At 64.7% G+C, this 18747-nt stretch carries 19 protein-coding genes and 1 tRNA gene; 9 read left to right on the top strand and 11 right to left on the bottom strand.

The window, feature by feature from the left end; all coding sequences use genetic code 11:
* Positions 1-19: 19 nt before the first annotated feature.
* Complete coding sequence (locus KBY99_RS11435; RefSeq protein ID WP_254999156.1) at positions 20-1603, bottom strand: YifB family Mg chelatase-like AAA ATPase; 1584 nt, start codon at positions 1601-1603, stop codon at positions 20-22.
* A 56-nt stretch (positions 1604-1659) separates the two neighbouring features.
* On the opposite strand from KBY99_RS11435, the gene KBY99_RS11430 reads away from it, so the two are divergent.
* From KBY99_RS11430 to KBY99_RS11420, 3 genes are read left to right on the top strand one after another with little or no spacing between them, the layout of a single operon-like run.
* A complete protein-coding gene (locus KBY99_RS11430; RefSeq protein ID WP_254999155.1) occupies positions 1660-2001 on the top strand; it encodes a histidine triad nucleotide-binding protein in 342 nt (113 codons plus the stop codon).
* Between the two features lie 39 nt (positions 2002-2040).
* Positions 2041-4035: an ABC transporter ATP-binding protein/permease gene (locus KBY99_RS11425; RefSeq protein ID WP_254999154.1), complete on the top strand. Its 1995-nt coding sequence runs from the start codon at positions 2041-2043 to the stop codon at positions 4033-4035.
* Between the two features lie 16 nt (positions 4036-4051).
* Positions 4052-4264: a chlorophyll a/b-binding protein gene (locus KBY99_RS11420; RefSeq protein WP_254999153.1), complete on the top strand. Its 213-nt coding sequence runs from the start codon at positions 4052-4054 to the stop codon at positions 4262-4264.
* Positions 4265-4276: 12 nt separating this feature from the next.
* Here KBY99_RS11420 and KBY99_RS11415 read toward each other — a convergent pair whose 3' ends face one another.
* The 4 genes from KBY99_RS11415 to psbX form a co-directional block, all read right to left on the bottom strand.
* Entirely contained in the window at positions 4277-4765 is a 489-nt protein-coding gene (locus KBY99_RS11415) for a TolB family protein (protein WP_254960445.1), read from the bottom strand.
* Complete coding sequence (locus KBY99_RS11410; RefSeq protein WP_254999152.1) at positions 4762-5307, bottom strand: Tol biopolymer transporter periplasmic protein; 546 nt, start codon at positions 5305-5307, stop codon at positions 4762-4764. The genes KBY99_RS11415 and KBY99_RS11410 overlap by 4 nt, the downstream gene beginning before the upstream one ends.
* Before the next feature lie 35 nt (positions 5308-5342).
* A complete protein-coding gene (locus KBY99_RS11405; RefSeq protein WP_254999151.1) occupies positions 5343-6239 on the bottom strand; it encodes a Ycf66 family protein in 897 nt (298 codons plus the stop codon).
* Between the two features lie 85 nt (positions 6240-6324).
* Positions 6325-6447 (bottom strand): photosystem II reaction center X protein, encoded by a 123-nt coding sequence (gene psbX / locus KBY99_RS11400; RefSeq protein WP_106632598.1) that lies wholly within the window; start codon positions 6445-6447, stop codon positions 6325-6327.
* Between the two features lie 90 nt (positions 6448-6537).
* Here psbX and KBY99_RS11395 point away from each other — a divergent pair, with 90 nt between their 5' ends.
* Positions 6538-6882 carry a YggT family protein gene (locus KBY99_RS11395; RefSeq protein ID WP_106632599.1) on the top strand — a complete coding sequence of 115 codons (345 nt, stop codon included), beginning with the start codon at positions 6538-6540 and terminating at the stop codon, positions 6880-6882.
* A gap of 13 nt (positions 6883-6895) precedes the next feature.
* Here the strand turns inward: KBY99_RS11395 and accC are convergent, their stop codons facing one another.
* Complete coding sequence (accC, locus tag KBY99_RS11390) at positions 6896-8254, bottom strand: acetyl-CoA carboxylase biotin carboxylase subunit (protein WP_254999149.1); 1359 nt, start codon at positions 8252-8254, stop codon at positions 6896-6898.
* A gap of 130 nt (positions 8255-8384) precedes the next feature.
* On the opposite strand from accC, the gene KBY99_RS11385 reads away from it, so the two are divergent.
* The 3 genes from KBY99_RS11385 to msrB all read left to right on the top strand — a co-directional run bounded on the left by KBY99_RS11385 (position 8385) and on the right by msrB (position 10258).
* Positions 8385-8466, top strand: a tRNA-Leu gene (locus KBY99_RS11385).
* A gap of 16 nt (positions 8467-8482) precedes the next feature.
* The gene (locus KBY99_RS11380) at positions 8483-9778 is read left to right on the top strand and encodes a glycosyl transferase (protein WP_254999221.1); all 1296 of its coding nucleotides are present in this window, start codon (positions 8483-8485) and stop codon (positions 9776-9778) included.
* Positions 9779-9814: 36 nt separating this feature from the next.
* Positions 9815-10258 (top strand): peptide-methionine (R)-S-oxide reductase MsrB, encoded by a 444-nt coding sequence (gene msrB, locus KBY99_RS11375; RefSeq protein ID WP_254937699.1) that lies wholly within the window; start codon positions 9815-9817, stop codon positions 10256-10258.
* Between the two features lie 31 nt (positions 10259-10289).
* On the opposite strand, the gene KBY99_RS11370 is transcribed toward msrB, so the two are convergent.
* Together KBY99_RS11370 and smc are read right to left on the bottom strand one after the other, a co-directional pair.
* Positions 10290-11369, bottom strand: coding sequence for a PRC-barrel domain-containing protein (locus KBY99_RS11370; RefSeq protein ID WP_254999148.1), 1080 nt, complete (start codon positions 11367-11369; stop codon positions 10290-10292).
* Between the two features lie 68 nt (positions 11370-11437).
* Complete coding sequence (smc, locus tag KBY99_RS11365; RefSeq protein ID WP_254999146.1) at positions 11438-15058, bottom strand: chromosome segregation protein SMC; 3621 nt, start codon at positions 15056-15058, stop codon at positions 11438-11440.
* Positions 15059-15175: 117 nt separating this feature from the next.
* Between smc and KBY99_RS11360 the strand changes: the two genes are divergently transcribed.
* Together KBY99_RS11360 and KBY99_RS11355 are read left to right on the top strand one after the other, a co-directional pair.
* Positions 15176-15598: a glycine zipper domain-containing protein gene (locus KBY99_RS11360; RefSeq protein ID WP_254999144.1), complete on the top strand. Its 423-nt coding sequence runs from the start codon at positions 15176-15178 to the stop codon at positions 15596-15598.
* A complete protein-coding gene (locus tag KBY99_RS11355) occupies positions 15595-15981 on the top strand; it encodes a phage holin family protein (RefSeq protein WP_254999143.1) in 387 nt (128 codons plus the stop codon). Before KBY99_RS11360 ends, KBY99_RS11355 begins: the two co-directional genes overlap by 4 nt.
* On the opposite strand, the gene KBY99_RS11350 is transcribed toward KBY99_RS11355, so the two are convergent.
* The 3 genes from KBY99_RS11350 to KBY99_RS11335 all read right to left on the bottom strand — a co-directional run bounded on the left by KBY99_RS11350 (position 15978) and on the right by KBY99_RS11335 (position 18656).
* Positions 15978-17144 (bottom strand): class I SAM-dependent RNA methyltransferase, encoded by a 1167-nt coding sequence (locus KBY99_RS11350; protein WP_254999142.1) that lies wholly within the window; start codon positions 17142-17144, stop codon positions 15978-15980. The two genes, KBY99_RS11355 and KBY99_RS11350, sit on opposite strands and share 4 nt — an antisense overlap.
* A gap of 671 nt (positions 17145-17815) precedes the next feature.
* Complete coding sequence (locus tag KBY99_RS11340) at positions 17816-18100, bottom strand: hypothetical protein (protein WP_254999141.1); 285 nt, start codon at positions 18098-18100, stop codon at positions 17816-17818.
* Between the two features lie 103 nt (positions 18101-18203).
* Positions 18204-18656 (bottom strand): hypothetical protein, encoded by a 453-nt coding sequence (locus tag KBY99_RS11335; RefSeq protein ID WP_254999139.1) that lies wholly within the window; start codon positions 18654-18656, stop codon positions 18204-18206.
* Positions 18657-18747: the final 91 nt, after the last annotated feature.

The following is an 18747-nucleotide window of genomic DNA, read 5'->3' as shown; positions in this document are numbered from 1 at the left end:
CTTTGATCTGGTCTCCCGCTTAGCGAGATACCCCTTGATCAAACGACCGGTAGGTAAGCGCTTCGGCAATTGCAGTTGCGCCAATGCTTGCTTGATCGTTCAGGTCGGAGATCGTTTGGGCAACCCGCAGCAGCCTGGCGCCAGCCCGGGCACTGAGCTGCCGGTGCTGAATCGCAGCCTCCCACACTTCTAAGGCTTCGCTTTCCAGTTGCAGCACTTGCTGCAACTGACCTCCGGCGATGCGGCTGTTGCAGCAGCCCCCGGGATTGCGGGCAGCCATCTGGGCCCGGGCCCGGCGGACTCTTGCCCGCACCTCAGCGCTTGATTCGTCGCTGGCCGGGCTGCCGCCCTGGTCCCTAAACGGCGCCGTTAGGGCGGCGCTGGATGGCCGTCTCATCACCACCTGCAAATCAATTCGATCCAGCAGGGGGCCCGACAACCGGCCCCAGTAGCGCCGCCGCTGGCCCTCCCCGCAGCTGCAGCTGCGCTCTGGGTCGCCAAACCAGCCACAGGGGCAGGGATTGGCCGCGGCCACCAGGGTGATGCGGCAGGGGAAGCGAGTTCTCTGGCGGGCGCGGTGAATCCAGACTTCGCCGTCTTCTAGGGGCTGGCGCAATTGGTCGAGCACGGACCGGCGAAATTCGGCCAGCTCATCGAGAAACAGCACTCCGTGGTGGGCCAGGGCCAGCTCTCCTGGTCTGGGTTGGCCACCTCCACCTATCAGCCCCGGCCCGGAGCAGCTGTGGTGGGGGCTGCGAAACGGGCGCGTTTGCAGCAAGCCCTGGCTGCTGTCCAGTAGTCCCGCCACCGAGTGGACGGCGGTGAGCTCAAGGGCCTCCGCTGGATCGAGCGGGGGTAGCAGCCCCGCCAGTCGCTGGGCCAGCATTGTTTTGCCGCTGCCGGGTGGGCCGCAGAGCAGCAGGTGGTGGCCTCCGGCTGCTGCGATCTCTAGGGCCCGGCGCCCGTGGGGCTGCCCTTTGACGTCGGCAAGATCTTCAGCTGCGGGCCTGGCGGTTATCGGCGCGTTGGCTTGTTTAAAGGCGGGGGCGATAGCGGTGGCGGTGGCACGGGCAGGGGCGGCCGGCCGGGCCCGCGGATGCTGCAGTCGCCACAAGGCCTGGCCGAGATCGGCGGCGCCCCACACCCGCAGCCCCTCCACCAATGCGGCCTCCCAGGCGTTGGCCTGGGGCACGACCAAGGCCCGTGCGCCATGGTTCCGGGCCGCAATTGCAATCGCCAGCACCCCCCGGATCGGCCGCAAGCTGCCGTCCAGACCCAGCTCGCCGGCGCTCCAAATCTCGTTGTTGCTGGCAGCATCCAGCTGGCCACTGGCCAGTAGCAGGCCCAGGGCGATCGGCAGGTCAAAAGCCGGCCCCTCCTTGCGCAGGTCGGCGGGGGCCAGATTCACCACCACCCGCGTCAGCGGCACCTTCAGGCTGCTGTGGCGTATGGCCGAGCGCACCCGCTCCCGGGCTTCTTGCACAGCCGCATCGGCCAGGCCCACCAGCTGCAGGCCCGGCAAGCCGGGAGCCAGATCCACCTCCACCAGCACTGGCCTGGCCTCCAGGCCCAGCAGCGCCGCCGTCTTGCACCGTGCCAACATCACGCCATGGGCTACTACATCGTTAGTGCCACCCCTGTCCCACCCCCGTTGCCTTTGTGAGCCAAGACACGATCTTTGGGCGCATCCTCCGCGGCGAGATCCCCTGCGATCAGGTGTATGCCGATGAGCATTGCCTGGCTTTTCGCGATGTAACGCCCCAGGCTCCGGTCCATGTGCTGGTGATTCCACGCCAGCCGATCGCCCAGCTTGCTGATGCCACCGCAGGTCACGAGGCCCTGCTGGGGCACCTGTTGCTGGTGGCTGCCCAGGTGGCCCGCCAGGAGGGTCTGGAGTCGTTTCGCACAGTGATCAACAGCGGCGCGGATGCGGGCCAGACCGTGTTTCACCTGCATGTGCATGTCCTAGGTGGGCGTCCGCTGGCCTGGCCCCCGGGCTGACCGCGGGGCCCGCAACAATGACCTGATCCGACCTGCCCCATGAACCCCCTCAAGGCTCTTCGCGGTCAACTGGCGAAGTTGCAGCGCCTGGCCCAGCCCTATTTCCTGCCGGTAGACGACAACACCAAGAGCTGGCAGTTTCTACTGCTGGTGGCGGCGCTCCTAGCGGTAGTGATAGGCAGCACCTTGTTGCTGCTCACTGGGGTGTTGGCGCTCACCGGGGCCTTGATCCCCGAATTGCGCAGCCGTTTCCTGCCCGGGGTGCCCGAGCAGGTGGCAGCAATTTGGAACAGCCCGATCGGGCCGCTGGTGATGGTGCTGCTGGCCGGAGGGCTGGGCTGTTTTGTGGCTTTCCGAGGCAAGTTGCGTCAAGGGCGCTGGTTGCCCTGGCTGTTGATGGCGGTGATCACCCTGCTGATCCTGGTGATCAATGGCATCAACGTGGGGATTAGCTATGTAGCTCGCAACATCGAAAATGCTCTGGTTGGCTACAAGGCTGAGGAGTTTTGGAAGATCGTTGCTATTTATGCTTTTTGCTTGGTTATAGCCCTGCCGATCAGGGCTGTTCAGAGTTATTTAATACCCAAGCTTGGCCTGCTGTGGCGCGAGTGGCTGAGCGGCCGCCTGTTGAGCCGATATCTTTCAAATCGGGCTTATTACGTTCTCAATCCGAATGATGAGTCAATCGAGGAGATTGACAACCCCGATCAGCGCATTTCGCAAGATACGGCCAGTTTTACCGGCACTAGTCTTAGCGTCACGGTTGAGATAATATCTGCCCTGCTTACTTTCGTCAGTTTTATAATTGTATTGTGGACTATTAGCGAGAAGCTGGCCTTGGTGCTTCTTACTTATTCTGTTGGTGGCACTGCTCTAATTGTATTTGCCAGCCGGAAGCTGGTGAACCTGAACTATCAGCAGCTCAAGCTGGAGGCTGATTTTCGCTATGGGCTGGTTCATATTCGCGACAACGCTGAATCCATTGCTTTCTATCGGGGCGAGCAACAGGAGGGTCGTGAGGCAGGCAGGAGGCTGGAAGGGGCGATTAGAAATTATGATCGCCTGATCATCTGGGAGGCGCTCATTAGTGTCATTCAGCGATCCTATGATTATTTTTCTCGCTTCCTGCCTTGGCTGGTGATCGCACCGATCTATTTTGCCAAGGAGGTCGATTTCGGTGTCTTCGGCCAGGCCGGCTTCGCCTTCTCGATGGTGTTCTCTTCGGTCAGCTACATCGTTAACAACATTGATCGCCTCGCCGCCTTCTCAGCTTCGATCAGCCGGCTTGAGGGTTTTCAGGGCAAGGTTGATTCAATCGGCATTGAAGCTGCAGCGCTTGAAGCCCAGTTGGCCGCCACGAGCGCCGTTAGCAGTGGGAATTCGATTCTGGTTAGCCATGTCGACTTGGTGCCGCCCCGCACCAATCGCATCTTGATCCGCGACCTCAGTGTTGAGGTGAATCTTCATCAGCGTTTGCTGGTTGTGGGCCCATCTGGCTGCGGCAAAACCTCTTTCTTGCGCATGGTCAGTGGTCTGTGGCCCCCAGCTGCTGGTCGGGTGGAGCGCCCCAGCGAGGGAGATCTGCTGTTCATTCCTCAGAAGCCTTACATGCTGCTTGGCAGCCTGCGCGAGCAGCTTTGCTATCCGCTCCAGCCTGATCGCTTTAGTGACGAACAGCTGCGCCATGTTTTGGAGCAGGTGCGGCTGCCCGAGCTTGTTGGGCGCTACCCCGATCTCGACATCATTCAGGATTGGCCTCGCTTGCTTTCCCTAGGCGAGCAACAGCGTTTGGCCTTTGCACGTCTGCTGCTCAATTCACCGAGTTTTGTTGTCCTAGATGAGGCCACCAGCGCCCTCGATGTGGCAACTGAGCGTCACCTTTATTGCCTGCTGGCTGAGCGGGAGATGGCTTTTGTGAGCGTCGGACATAGGCCCACCCTCACCGCCTTCCATGACACCGTGCTGGAGCTCGATGGCAGCGGCAACTGGCGTCTGCTACCCGCGGCCGGCTATGACGTGGGCCGCCACGCCTGATCCCCTACCTGACCCCATGCCTGAACCAAGCCCCGACCAGACCCCAGAAATCAGCCCTACAACCAGTGCAACAACTAGTGCAACAACTAGCGAGGTGCCGGCCTTTGGTTGGAGCGGCTACGCCGAGCGGGTGAATGGTCGCTTTGCCATGGTGGGCTTCATTGCCCTGCTGCTGATCGAAGCCCTGAGCGGCGATACGTTTCTGCGCTGGTCTGGCCTGGTGCCCTGAGCGTCTGGTGCCCTATGGAATTTGCACCAGATCCACCTGCCAGATCCCTCCCCTGCTCACCTGAACAGCTAGCTGGCGACCATCGGCCTGCAGCTGCACCTGGCGGGCAACGCCGCTGGGGACCATCGGTATGGGTTGCAGGCTCTGCACGGAACGCCGGTAGAGCACCAGCTCGGTGCGTCCCTCCAGCTGTCGCACCAGGGCAATTCGCTCTCCTGCTGCGTCGACGCTGACGCTCACCGGTTGGGCATCGGCCCGGTTGAGGCCAGGCAGGTCTATGGGCTGCTGGCGCTCCAGATCAAGCAGCAGCACTTGTTCGCGGCCGCCCCTGCCGCTGATTAGGGCCAGCCAGCGCCCTGAAAGGGCTGGATCCCGGTTGGCACCTATGGCTTCCAGCCGGGAGTTGAGCGGCACTATGGGCTGCGGCATGGGGGCAAGGCAGCCACCCAGCAGCAGGCCGGTTGCTGCTGCAATGGCTCTTTTGGCTAGTGAGCTCCTCATGGCGAGGGCTGCGCTCCGCCCCCCTGAACGGCAAGGCCGCCGGGCAGGTCTGGCTCAAGCAGGCTGCGCAGATCAAACAGCTGCACGCGCCACTGTCCAGCCTGGGCCACCTGCACCGCCAGCTGGCGTGCCTCCGGGGACAGGCTGAGGCGCACTGAAGTGCGGTCCGCCGGTAGGGGAAGCCGGTGCAGGTTGCCGTTGGCTCGGTCTTCGATCAGGGCCAGTCTTTGGTTTCCCTGTTGCACCAGGGCCGCCACGTAGCGACCGTTCCAGCTGAGGGAGGGGGAGCTGTGGGGCTGGCGGTTTTGGAAATGGCGCAGGGGCACGATTCGGCCGCTGGGCTGCTCCTGTAAAAGCAGGGTGGCCCGGCCACCTCGATCAACCACTGAGGCAAGAAATCGACCCTGGCCGCTGAGGGCGGGTTCTTGGCGGCTGTTGCCGTTGAACACCCCAACCGGGCCAGCACTGCGACGGGCCAGCCACGCTCCACCTGAACAGCCGCTGACAAGCAAGCTCAGGGTTATCAGCAGCAGGGCAGACACCCCTAGGGGACCAAATCTGTTGACGGCGAAAAGCTTCAGTCGTCGAAGCGGGAGCTGTTGTCCCGGGGGGTAATGCCTCGGGGGCTGGGCTCGGGGCGACTGGAGGGTTTCACTGGCGTGAAGTCCGCATCACTGATATCGCTTGCCGCTGGGCGATTGCTTCTGCCGCTGGCAGGGTTTGCTGGGCTGATCGGTGAGCCTTGGGGTACTCCCGCTGGTTGGGAAGCCCTAGGAGCTTCTGAGGCCGAAGCAGGGACAGCGGGCGCGGGCCTGCGGCTGGAGCGAGGCATGGCCTCACTAGCGGCTGTCGGCCGGCTGCCCCGTCGTGGCTCTACTGCGCCATCTCGATCACGCCTGCGGGCACCGAAATCGATACTGGGCCGGCTAGAGCTTTGGGGTGCCCAATCCTCTTGGGGAGGGCGGCGGCTGGCGGCCCTTTCAGGGATGGCGGCCCTACTGCTGGGACGGGGTGCCCGGTAAAAATCTTCCTCATCTGGCGCATCGCTTTCGCCGCGGGAGGGGATGCGGCGCCTAAGCGGCTCGGGCTCATCAAAGCGATCTGTAGAGGCCTCCCCCCAGGCGCGGCCACCCATCCTGGGCCTGTAGGGGCCTGGTTCAGGCATTGGTTCGTCGTCGTCGAAGTAGGACGACCGGCGAGCCTGCTCCGTGGTTACCCCCCGCAGGCGCACACTTTCGTAGGCGAAAAAGACCGTGGTGCCGGCGAGCAGAAACTGACCAAATTGCAGGATTGGATCGAGGCGCCAACCCTGAAAAAACAGGATGCCGCCGCAGAGCAACCCAATTGCAGCGAAAAAGACGTCGTAATCGCGGGCGAGTGCGGGCTTGAAGCTCCGCATGAAATAAAGCAGTGCACCGCCCACCGCAAGCACTATGCCCACGATGCTGGCCCAATTCAGGCTGGCATTAACCACGGTTTTTCACCCGACAGTCCGTCTCGTCAGTGTAGGCAGTTGAGCCCGAGCAGCTAGAGACCTGGAGATACTCAGGTGCAGGAGCTCAAAGGCGACGATCAAGCTGATCGTTTTGGCTGATCAGCACCAGCCCGATTGTGATGGGCACCACCACGATCACGGCGCCGGCAAGCAGGCTGGTCAGGAAATTGGCCAGGGATGGCGTCATGGCAGGAACAGCTCTATGGCTTGATTCGTGGAGCGATCCTAGGCAGTGGTGGCGGCTTCCTACGCTGGGAGCCCAGCTACTTAGAGCTTTGTGACGGCAGCCACCTCCCTACCCCAGTCCTGGCTGCCCTTGTTGTCCGGCTTGCACTTGGCCCTGGCCCTGGGCCTGGCGCTTTGGACCTTGCTTTTTCTGTTTCGCATCGTGCTCACCTGGTATCCCCAGATTGATCTGAGCCGCGGAGCGATGCGCCTGGTCGGAGCCCCTACCGAGCCCTTGCTTGCCCTCACCCGTCGGCTGATCAAACCGATCGGTGGCGTTGATGTGACGCCGGTGGTGTGGGTGGGCCTGCTCAGCCTGGTGCGAGAAATTTTGGTGGGGCAGCAGGGGCTTGTCAGTCAGGTGTTGTTTCGGGCCCAGAGCGTCGGGATCGGCTGAACTCAGATCCGGATTAGCTGCCCTTCTGCGGAAGCATGTCCTGTTCGACAAATTTGGTGTGTACGTCGCCCGCCTGGAATTCGGGGCGATCCAGCAATTGCAGGTGAAAGTCGATGGTGGTGGGAATGCCGGTCACCGCGCATTCCGATAGGGCCCGGCGCAGCCGCCTGAGGGCGTGGGGGCGATCAGTGCCCCAGACGATCACCTTGCCGATCAAGGAGTCGTAGAAGGGCGGGATCTCATAGCCGGTGTACACGTGGCTATCGACCCGCACGCCGGGGCCGCCAGGAGGTAGCCAGCCGGTGATTTTGCCGGGGGCGGGCCGGAAGTTTTGGCGGGGGTCTTCGGCGTTAATGCGCGCCTCGATGGCGTGCCCGCAGAGCTTGATCTGGTCTTGGGTGACCGAGATCGGCTCCCCACCGGCAATACGCAACTGTTCGGCGATCAGATCTACCCCTGTGACCATCTCGGTGACCGGATGTTCCACCTGGATCCGGGTATTCATTTCCATGAAATAAAACGACCCGCTGCGGTCCACCAGGAATTCCACGGTGCCGGCGCCCTCGTAGCCAATGGTGCGGGCGGCGGCCACGGCGGCATCTCCCATCTGGCGGCGCAGGTCGGCGTTGATGGCCACGCTGGGGGCCTCTTCCAGCAGCTTTTGGTGGCGGCGCTGGATCGAGCAGTCGCGTTCGCCCAGGTGAATCACGTTGCCGTGGCGATCGGCCAGCACCTGCACTTCCACGTGCCGGGGCCGGTCGATGAATTTCTCCATGTACAGGCCAGGGTTGCCGAAGGCAGCCTCCGCTTCTCCTTGGGCCGCTTTGAACAGGCTCTCGAGTTGATCGGGCCCAGGCACCAGGCGCATGCCGCGGCCGCCGCCACCAGCGGTGGCTTTGATCATCACCGGGTAGCCCATCGATTCGGCCAATCGCGCAGCCGCCTCCGGGCTGGCCAGCAAGCCGGCACTACCGGGGATGGTGGGCACCCCCACCCGCTCCATGGTGGCCTTAGCGGTCGACTTATCTCCCATCGAGCGGATGGCCTCGGGGGAGGGACCCACAAACGTGATGCCGTGGTCGGCGCAGATCTCGGCGAAGCGATCGTTTTCGGCCAGGAAGCCGTAGCCGGGGTGAATTGCGTCAGCACCCCGGGAGGTGGCCGCCGCCAAAATGTTGGGGATGTGGAGGTAGCTCTTGCTGCTGGGCGCCTCTCCAACGCATACGGCTTCGTCGGCGAGCTGCACGTGCAGGGCGTTCTTATCCACCGTGCTGTAAACGGCGACGGTGGGAATGCCGAGCTCCCGGCAGGTGCGCAGGATGCGTAGGGCTATTTCGCCACGGTTGGCGATCAGCAGCTTGCCGATGGGCATCCGCGGCGTCTCAGCTGATATGGGCTGAGGCGGACTGTATCAGTGCTGCCTGGACAGCTCCCTCAGACGATTCTGGTGCCGGCAATGGGTATATTGCTCGCACCGGAACGCTTAGCGATCCGAACCACATGCGGATGTGGTGGAATTGGTAGACACGCACGTTTGAGGGGCGTGTGGCTTCGGCCTTACGAGTTCAAGTCTCGTCATCCGCATTTCTTAATTCGAGCCATCCAGGCCTTGCCCGAATCGATCCGGCCCTCGGCAGCGATCGTGCTTGTCAGCAACGGCCCCGGAGAGCTGTCTACCTGGGTTCGTCCCCTCGCCCAGCGCCTGCATCGCCAGATGCCGCTGCGGCCTGAGGTGCCTACGGCCGCCTGCAGCCTCAAGTTGCTGCTTGTGCCCTGTCCAAACGGCACGGGACAGGAGCATCGAGCCGCCGCTGCTTGGGGCCTGTTTGAGCGCATAGTGCCAGCTCGTCAATTTTGGTCGCTGCTACTGCGCCCCAAGCGCTTTGGTCCCTGGCCCCGCCAGGGACTGGTGGTGTTTTTAGGGGGTGATCAGTTTTGGACTGTGCTGCTCTCGGCACGGCTGGGTTACCGCCATCTCACCTATGCGGAATGGGTGGCCCGCTGGCCCCGCTGGAACGACCGCATCGCTGCCATGGGCCCCCTGGCTGCTGACCAGTTGGCACCGCGATGGGCATCCCGCTGCACGGTGGTAGGTGACCTGATGGCAGACCTCTCTGAGTCGGCCCGCAGCGACGCGCCCTTGCCGGCAGGTGAGTGGTTGGCGCTGCTGCCGGGCTCGAAGCGGGCCAAGTTGCGTGTGGGCATGCCGTTTTTGCTGGAGACGGCCGATCGGCTGGCGGCCCTTCGTCCTGGCTGTCGCTTTCTGTTGCCCCTGGCTCCCACCACTGCGGTGGAGGAGCTGCTGAATCAGGCTGGCCCCGCCAATCCGATCGCCCGTACCTACCGATCGGGTCAGCCCCGCCTGCTGGCTCCGGATCTACTTGAGACGCCAGCTGGCACCAGGATTCGGCTGGTTCGGGAGAATCCGGCTTACGGCAGCTTGAGCCAGTGTTCCCTGGCCCTCACCACCGTGGGCGCCAACACCGCCGAACTGGCTGCTTTGGGGGTGCCGATGCTGGTGCTGGTGCCAACCCAGCACTTGCACGTCATGCAGGCCTGGGATGGACTGGCCGGAATGCTGGGGCGGTTGCCCCTGCTGCGCTGGCTGTTTGGGGTGCTGATTACGGCCTGGCGGCTGCGCCACCGGGGCTTTTTGGCCTCTCCCAACATTGCCGCTGGCCGCTTGGTGGTGCCGGAGCGGGTTGGGGCGATCACCCCTGAGGCCATCGCCGCCGAAGCCGCCGACTGGCTGGCGGCACCGGAGCGACTGGAGCAGATGCGCGCCGATCTGCGCAGCCTGCGGGGCCAGCCGGGGGCGGTGGCCAGCCTGGCGGCTCTGGTGCAGGAGCTGCTGCCCCCAGAGCTGAGTGCCCTTGAGCTGAATATCCCCGACTGAGCTGCCTAGGCTTGAGACTCATTTTCGCTGAGTTCGATGGCCGACGCTGCAAGTTCTTCCGACCCTTCAGCCTGCGGCCTCGACAGTGGCTTGGCCCGCGGGGCCAGCGAGGAGCAGTGGCGCCAGCAGCTGACGCCTGAGCAGTTCCGGGTTGCCCGCCAGGGCGGTACCGAGCGTGCCTTCAGCGGCGCTTACTGGAACCAGAAGGGCAATGGCAGCTACCACTGCATCTGCTGTGATGCCGAGCTTTACAGCAGCGCCACCAAGTTTGATTCCGGTACCGGCTGGCCCAGCTTCTGGGATGGGGTAAGCGCTGCTGCCATCAGCACCCACACCGATAACGCCCACGGCATGGTGCGCACCGAAATTCGCTGCGCTAATTGCGACGCCCACCTTGGCCACGTTTTCAACGACGGCCCGGCCCCAACCGGTCAGCGCCACTGCGTCAATTCGGCGTCCCTTGCTTTCAAGGCGAGCTGAGAGGGCTATTGAGCCTCGATCCTGGACTGTTTCACCAGGGATCTTCTAGGTCGTTGCTGGCCAGGTCTTCAGCCTCCACATCCAGGGGTTCGCGGTAGGGGGTGGGGGCGGGCCGCCTCTCTAGGGGGCGAGTTTCTCGTGGTCGAGTTTCTAGTGGTCGAGCATCAAGAGATCGAGCCTCGATGGGGCGTGCCTGCTTTGGCAGGGGTTCGGCCTGCAGGGGGCGGCGAGTGGGTTCTGCTGGACGCTCTTCGTAGCGTGATTCCTCGTAGCGGGTTTGCTCGTAGCGGCTCTCCTCCTCGTCATCGAGGTAGCGGCGCTGGCGCAGGGGTTCCCGTTGGCGCTGCTCATCGAGTTCGACGTAATCGAACTCCTCATCGGGCTCGAAGGTCTGGCTGGTGGCCGGCTGGATGCGGCGCTGTTCCTGCACTGCCGGCTGGCCTGCAGCCAGTTGGTTTTCCACGGGCACCATGCCGGTGCGGTATCGATCCCGCTCCTCCTGCTCCCAGCTCGGCCCACCAATACCAAGCTTCTCGAGCAGCCCGGAGCCCAACTGCTTGAGCTTGTCTTCGGCGCCCTCGTAAACAATGATTCGATCCGGCCCGCTGCTGACGATTTCCTCAACCGTGAGCTCCCAGGTGCTCAGCACGCCTTCACCCAGCAGGGGCACTCCCAGGGCTCCGATCACCAGGGTTGCCAGCTCGCCGGTTTCGATGTCGAAGCTGAAGCCCAGCACCCGGCCCAGCTGGTCGCCCGCTTCGGTGATCACCTGGCAGTTGATCACCTTGCCGTAACGGTCAGGGTTGAAGCCCTCCGCCAGCGAATCGGCGGAATCAACCAGGATCACATCGCCCACCTGGCGGATCCGGTCGAGGGGCATCCAGCGCGGCAGGCCTGGCAGGAAGCGGGTCAGAGGGTTGTCGCGCAGGCCCAGCGCCACCACTTCGCGCCGGTCGATATCCACCACCACCTCGCCCACCACTCCCAGCCGGCGGCCGGTGTCGCGGGTGATCACCTGGGTGCCCATCAGCTCGGAGCGCAACCAGAGGCGATCACTTGGGGCGGCAGCCGTTGCCCCGGGATCTGCGGAAGGGGGGATGGAGGAGGTCAATGAAAGGGTCGTACCCGTGGCCCAGTCGGCCCATTGTGGCTCACCTGCTCCGCTGGGGAAGGGGCGGCTCAGGCAGCGGGCGGTAACCCGACCACCTGGGTGTGGGCGCCCCGGGCCTGGGTGACACCAATGGTGCGGGTTGCGGCGGCGATCATCGGGCGCCGGTGGCTCACCACCATGAATTGGGCCTGGTCTGCCTGGCCGGCAATCAGGGCGGCGAGGCGCTCCACATTGACGCCGTCGAGAAAGCTGTCGACTTCGTCTAATGCATAGAAGGGCGAAGGGCGGAAGCGCTGCAGGGCAAACAGGAAGCTCAGCGCCGTGAGCGATTTCTCGCCGCCACTCATGGAGTTGAGACGCCGCACCGCCTTGCCCTTGGGGTGGGCCACCAAGGTGAGGCCACCTTCAAGGGGTGCTTCCGGGTTTTCCAGCTGCAGGTGCCCCTCGCCGTCGGATAGCCCTTCAAAGATTGTGCGGAAATGGCCATCCACCGCTGTGAAGGCTTCAAGGAAGGCCTCCTGGCGCAGGGTGGCCACGGTTTCGATGCGCAGCAGCAGCTCTTCGCGCTCCTTGCTGAGCACTTCGAGCCGCTCCTCTAATTCCGCCAAGCGGGTTTCGAGCTGCTCAAGCTCCTCGAGGGCGAGCATGTTCACCGGTTCGAGGGCTTCCATCCGGCCCTGCAGGCTGCGCAGCTCCGCCTGCAGGGCTTCCAGACCCGCCTCCCGCACTTCTGCGGGAATCTCCGGCCTTGGCTCAGGCAGTTCCCGCTCCAGTTGTTCCAGGCGCAGCTGGTCGCCACGCTGCTGTTCGGCCAGCGATTCGATCTCCTCGCCGAGGCGTTGCAGTTCCCATTGGCGCTGTTGCAGGGCCTGGCGCTGGGCGGCCAGCTGGGCTTCGGCGGCATCGCGGGCGCGGCGGCTTTCGCCAAAGCGGGTTTGCAGCTGCTGCTGCTCGGCTGCCAAGGTGCTGCGCCGCTCCTGATCCGCTTGGTGCTGCTCTTTCCAGCGAGCTCGCTCCTCCACCAGGGTGTTCACAGCGGCCACCAGCCGCTGTTCATCGGCGCTCAGGGCCTCGAGCTGGTTGCTGAGGCGCTCGGCGCTCAGGGCCCGTTCGCGCCGGGCCGCCAGCAGCCCATCACGCTGGCTGCGGGCCGCGGCCAGGGCCGAGTCGGCCGCCTCCAGCTCGCTCTGCAGCCCCTGCCAGCGGGCTGCATCGCCGGAGGATTGCACTGCAGCTTCGGCCTCTTCCAAGGCGAGGCGTTGTTGCTGCAGCGGCAACAGCAGGGATTCGAGTTGCTGCTGGCGCTGCAGATCGCTCTGCAAGGCCTCCTGCAGTTGGCCCAGGCGACTGCCCAGCTGCTGCTGGCGTTGCAGCTGGGGGGCTAGGGCCCGCTGGGCGGCGCTGCGCTCGGCCTCCAGGCCCGCTTGGCGCTGCTGGTGTGAGAGCAGCCGGGGGCGCAGGGCCTCGAGCTGCTGGCCCAGCTCGGCTTCCTTGTGCCGGCAGGCCAGCAGGCTCTCGCCCAGTTCCAGCAAGCGCTGGCGCAGGGGTGCGGCTTCGTCGCCGTCCTGGCTGCGGCCGAAGCTGAGCTGGCTGCCCCGCTGTTGCAGGCTGCCGCCGGTCATGGCGCCGCTCTTCTCCAGCAGTTCGCCGTCGAGGGTCACGGCCCGGCATCGGCCCAGTTCGCGTCTGGCATTGGCCAGGCTGTCGAACACCAGGGTGTCGCCGAAGACGTAGCGGAACACCTCGGCGTAAACGGGCTCGTAACCCACCAGATCCACCGCCTTGCCCACCAGCCCACCGCTTGCAGGGCCACCTGCTGCTCCCCCGCGTTGCAGGGCGGCTCCGCCGCTACCACTGGAGCCGCTAACGGAGCCACCCCGAATCTTGTTGAGCGGTAGGAAGGTAAGCCGGCCTGCCCGGCGACTTTTGAGCAGCTCGATCGCCCGGGCGGCGATGCGGTCGTCGTCGACTACCACCTGGCCGAGGCGGCCGCCGGCGGCCACTTCCAGCGCCAGGCGCACCCGCTCCTCCACTTCGCCGAGCTGGGCCACCGGCCCGTGGATGCCGTCCATGCCAGCCTCCAGCAGTACCCGCAGGGCGCCGGTACCGCGGCTTTCCTGCAGGGTGTCGCGGCGGCTGTCTAGCCGGGCGATCTCGCGCTCGAGCTGGGTTTGCTCCTGCTCGAGGCGGCTGCGGGTTCGCTGCTGAAGGGCCAGGGCTTCGGCTAGCTCCTGCACCTGCTGCTGCTCCAGGCGGGTGGCTTCCAGCACCTGCTGCCAGCTGCTTTCGGTGGCCTCCAGTTGCTGCTGGGCACTGCGATGGCTGGCCCCTTCCTGCTGCTCTTCGGCGCCGAGCTCGGCCAGGCGCTCCTGGTGCTGCCGCAGCCGCTCCTGTAATTGCTGACGCTCGGCCTCCAGGGGGCTGATCTGCTCGCCCAGCTGCTGGCGGGCGCGGCTGCGCTGTTGCTGTTCTTCCAACCAGCTGCCGGAGCGCCCCGCCACCTCGCCAAGCCGGCGGCGCGATAGCTCCACGGCGGCTTCGGCATCGCGGCAGCCGGCGTCGGCATCGCTGAGAGCGGCTTGGTCGGAACTGGACTCGAGGGCCTGCTGCTGCTGGCGCAGCTCGCCCTGAGTGCGGGCCAGCTCGTGGCGCTGGCGTTGCAGGGCCTCGGCATCGAGCTGGTGTTTGCCTGCCTGGCGGGTTAGTTCGCGGCCACTGGCCTCAAGGCCTGCCAGCTCGGCCTGCACGGCGATCAGCTGATCTTCACCTAGGGCTTTTACCTCAGCTTGGAGTTGCTCGAGCACGGTGGCGGCCGCAGCTAGGCCCGTTTCTCCCTCGCTGATCGCCTCGCGTTCAGCCTGTTGCTGACTGGCGAGGCTGGCGCTGCGTTGCCGCAGGGCAGCCTGGTTTGCCTGGGCTGCTTCAAAGGCCAGCACCTGCTCCTGCAGGCGGCCGTTGTGGTGGCGCTGGCGCAGGTCTTGATAGGTGCGGGCTTTGGCGCAGTCGCGCTCAAGTTTCTGGCGGGAGCTGAGCAGCTCCTGCTGCACGATTGAGCAGCGCTCCTGACGCTCCTGCACCTCATCAAGCTTGCCGCGGCTCTGTTCGATGCGGCTGTCGAATAGGGCTACACCAGCCAGCTCGTCGATGATGCCGCGCCGGTCCCGGGCGCTCATCGAGACGATGCGGGTGACGTCTCCCTGCATGACCACATTGCTGCCTTCGGGGTCCACCCGCAGGCGCCGCAGCTGGCTTTGGAGCTGTTGCAAATTGCAACTCACCCCATCGGCGCTGAAGCTGCTGGCATAGGTGCCGCCGGGGGCAACCCGCAGGCGCCGGCTCACCGTCCACTCCTGTTGGCCTGGCTTGATCCAGGGCCCTTCCTCTGGCGGCTCCAGGCCAGCTTCGGCCTGGTCGGGTTGCCACTCACTGAGGTCAAAGCGCACGCTCACCGAGGTTTCGGCGGCCTTGCCCTCGCGCAGCATGGCGCTGTTGATTAGATCGGGCAGACGATCTGCCCGCATGCCGCGGCTGCTGGCCAGGCCCAGACAAAACAACACCGCATCAAGGATGTTGCTTTTGCCGGAGCCGTTGGGGCCCGTGACCACGGTGAAGCCTTCTTGCAGCGGGATCGTGATCGAGCCGCCAAAGGACTTGAAGTGGGTGAGCTCGACCTGATTGATGTGAACCAACAGGCCCGTGCGCCGAGCAGCAGAAATGTAGCGGAGGGTTTCGAAAGCTCAACCCCCTCCTTACCTTGAGGGCTGAGCTTCGCAGTCGCCTCCTGTCCCCATGACCGCAGAACTGCCATGACCGCTGAAACGCCTCCCCGCGCCGCCAGCCCAGAGGGCTTCCGCGACCGTTTTGAGACCCTGATCCCCACGATTCAGCGGGAGTGGCCGGCCGTTGCCCGCCAGACCCTGGAGGCCACCCGGGGCAGTTTTGATGAAGTGGTTGAGGTGATTTCCAGCCAGACCGGCCGCACCGCTAGTGCGGTGAAGGACCAGTTGCTCGACCTCTTCGAGGTGGCCGGGGACCAGACCAGCCGCCTAGCGGACAACCTGGCGCCCTTGGAGGCCCAGTTGGAAAACCTGCTCGATGAGCTCAACACCACCTTGCGGCCTCGTATTGAGAAGCCGGTGCGGGAGCGTCCGCTGATGGCGATCGGCATCGCCACCGGCGTCGGGGTGCTGCTCGGCCTGCTGCTCGCCTCAGGCCGGCGTTCGTCATGACGGATCCGAACTCGCCAGGCCCCGCCCGGGTGGCGGCCGGCCGGGTCGGCGCCTTGATGACCTCGGTGATGGACCTGCACGTGCGCATCGCCCTGCAGGAGGTGGACCGGGAGAAGCGGCGCCTGATCAGCGGTGGCCTGCTGATCAGCGGTGGCCTGGCGCTGCTGCTGTTGGCGCTGATCGGTGCCGAGCTGGCCCTGCTGCTGTGGCTGCACGACGCCCAGGGGCTCAGTTGGATCCACGCCGCCCTGGTGGTGGCAGCCCTGGATCTGGTGCTGGCCGGGGTGTTCGTGCGGGTGGGCGGCCAGCTGCTCAAGGGGCCCTACCTGCCCCAGACCACTGCCGGTCTCAGCAAAACCACTCGCGCAATCTTGGGTCGTTAACGCACCTCATAGTGCAGCCAGCGGCAGTCAATGCCTCCGTTGCTGATTGGGATGCGGCGGCTGGCCTTCATTTTGAGGGCGCCGGTGAGCTCCGGGTTGCCGCTCAGCAGCCACAGGCTCCAGCCGCCGCAACGCTCTTTCACCATGCGGCCCAGGTCGGCGTAGAGAGGCTCGAGAGCATCACGCTCGCCGATGCGCTCGCCATAGGGCGGGTTGCACACCAAGATGCCCGGCCCTGGCGGAGGCACGAAGTCGCGGCAGTCGCCCAGGCTCAGTTCCAGGGCACTTGCGATGCCGGCAGCCTCAGCGTTGCTGTGGGCTTGATCAAGCACGCCGGGTTCCTGTTCCATGCCAACGATCGGCGCCAGAGCTTCTCCGCTGGGGAGCGTCTCTCGGGCCAGGGAGCTGGCCGCTTGCCGCTCTTGTTGCCAGAGCTGGGAGTCGAACTGTGGCCAGCGCTCCAGGGCGAAGCGGCGGCCCAGACCCGGCGCCCGGCCCAGGGCCATGCAGGCCGCCTCAATCAGCAGGGTGCCGGAGCCGCAAAGGGGGTCGGCCAGGGGCACCGAGCCATCCCAGCCGGTGAGGGCGATCAGGCCGGCGGCGAGGTTTTCCTTGAGCGGGGCCAGGCCCATGGCAGCCCGGTAGCCGCGGCGGTGCATGCTGCCGCCGCTGCCATCGAGGCTCAGGGCTGCTTCGCCGCCGCCAAGGTGCAGATGGATGGAGAGGTCGGGATCGTCTAGGTCAACGGAGGAGCGGGCGCCCCACTGCTGGCGCTGCAGATCCACCAGGGCATTTTTGACCTGCAGGGCGCTGTAGTGACTGTGGTTGAGGCCAGGAGCGCTGCCGGTGGCATCGACGCGGAAGGTGGCGCCAGGAGGCAGCCAGCGGCTCCAGTCGACGGCGCGCTGCACACCGTCGTAGAGCTCGTCCTTGCTGCGGCAGGGAAATTGAGCCAGTTCAAGCAGGAGCCGGAAGGGCAGGCGGGCTTGCAGGTGCAGCCGGTAGAAGCCAGCCAGGTCTGTTTGGAAGCGCACGGCCCGGCGTAGGCGTGCTGCGGCTTGGCAGCCCAAGGCCGTGAGCTCAGCTGCCGCGGCTTCTTCGAGCCCCGGTGGCACAACCGCTATTCCGCTGATTGATGTGCTGTTTGGTTCGGTGATGCCCACCCCTGCGCCTGCCCTTGCTTGCTGCCACAATGAACCAGTTAGGTTTCGGCCTGACTAGGTGGCTCACACCAGTGCTTCGGACAGCGGTTCGATTCCGCTCAGCTCCATTCCCCCTTTCCGGGGCTGCAATGGTTTCGACGGGGTATAAGGAGGGTGACTGAAGCCTGCTCGGTAAGAGCACACACGTAACAGCGAACAACATCGTTGCTTTCTCCCGTCAGACCGCCCCTGTGGCTGCCTGACCCTGTAAGGGAGATGGGGTGAGGTCAGCCTTATCACCCAAATGATCCATGGGCCCTGGAAGGGGCCTTCCCATTGCAGCTCGCCCGAGCGATGGCCTGTCCCCACTGCGGCAGTTGGTCGGTTAAGGCGGATCGCAGCCTGGCTGGACGTCTGGTGTGTGGTCGTTGCGCCAGGCCGCTGGGGGCAGCCCCGGCGCCCCGACGTCAGCGGCGCTCCCGATCGAGGCGCCCAGGTCTGTCTTTAGGCATTGGCCTGGTTGCGCTGCTGGCATTGGCTGCGCTGTTGGCAGCCTGGGACGAGCAGCGGCTCAGATTCACTGCGCCGCTCGAGCGCCTCGCCCCTAACTCGCAACTAAAAAACCCAGGATTGTTCTGAGCCTTGCGCTTCAGAGATACCCCAGGGACCGCAGAGTTTGCACGGCGGCTGCTTCAGGGTCGCCCGATTGCCCGCATCACTGCGCCCTGGCATAGGCCGCCATGGGAGCACAACGGAATCGCCTGGCCGTTTACCGAAGCGCCGCTGGACGCACCGCTAGCCATTTTTTGAGTTGGGCTAAGCGGAGCGGAGGAAGGGCCTGGGCTGGAGCCTGAACCTGCTGCAGCTTGCTGGGTGGTGGCGCTGTTAACGGTGTTGCGGGCTTTATCGACCGCACCTGTGTAAGCAGGCATGGAGGAGCCCTGCAGGGTGCCTTGAATAGCGCTGGCTCCAACCATGGGCGCCAATCCTTGGGCTATTGAATTGTCGGCTGGCAAAACGACGGCCGCAATCAGAGCGGCTTTCAGCAGATTCGAAGACATATTGAGAGGCGACTAGGAATCAAGGCTGGCTTGGCTTGGCAGCTCCGCTAAAGCCGCTCCACACTTTGAGCTCTTCAATTGTTTGTACCCCTTCGCGGCGCTCCTTGCCCGCCAGGTCCCAGGTGGGGAAAGCCCGTATCTGGGCGGCCATGCAGCGGCTGCGGCCATCGTCAGTTTTGTCGCACTCCACATAGGGAAGGGAATTGCCCCCTTCCTTGCCAAAAAGGTTTTTTTGCTGGAAGCAGGCCGGGCACCACCAGGCGCCATAAAAAACAGCTCCCTTAGCGCGCAGGTGGGCACTTAGCTCTTTTTGTTCCGGCGTAGAAGCAGAAAGGGCCTCCCCCAAGGTGGCAGTGGTGGAGCTGCCGGAAGTTGTGGCGCCGCTACCGGCGCTGGCAGTGGCCGTAAAGCCAAGCAGCACCGTGCTGAGGGCGATAATCAGGCCGGAGCGCAGGGAGCCAAACCAGGGCATCAGCTTCCAGAAGCAACAATCAAAACTAGTTCCGCTGCTTGCTTTTGCCTGTGTGTGTGGGCAAAACACAGCCAATGGCCGCGCCGCCGCG

This window comes from Cyanobium sp. Maggiore-St4-Cus, assembly GCF_024345615.1.
Classification (GTDB): domain Bacteria; phylum Cyanobacteriota; class Cyanobacteriia; order PCC-6307; family Cyanobiaceae; genus Cyanobium_A; species Cyanobium_A usitatum.
Note: the sequence above shows the minus strand (reverse complement) of the source record. Positions and strands in the feature narration are given on the sequence as shown.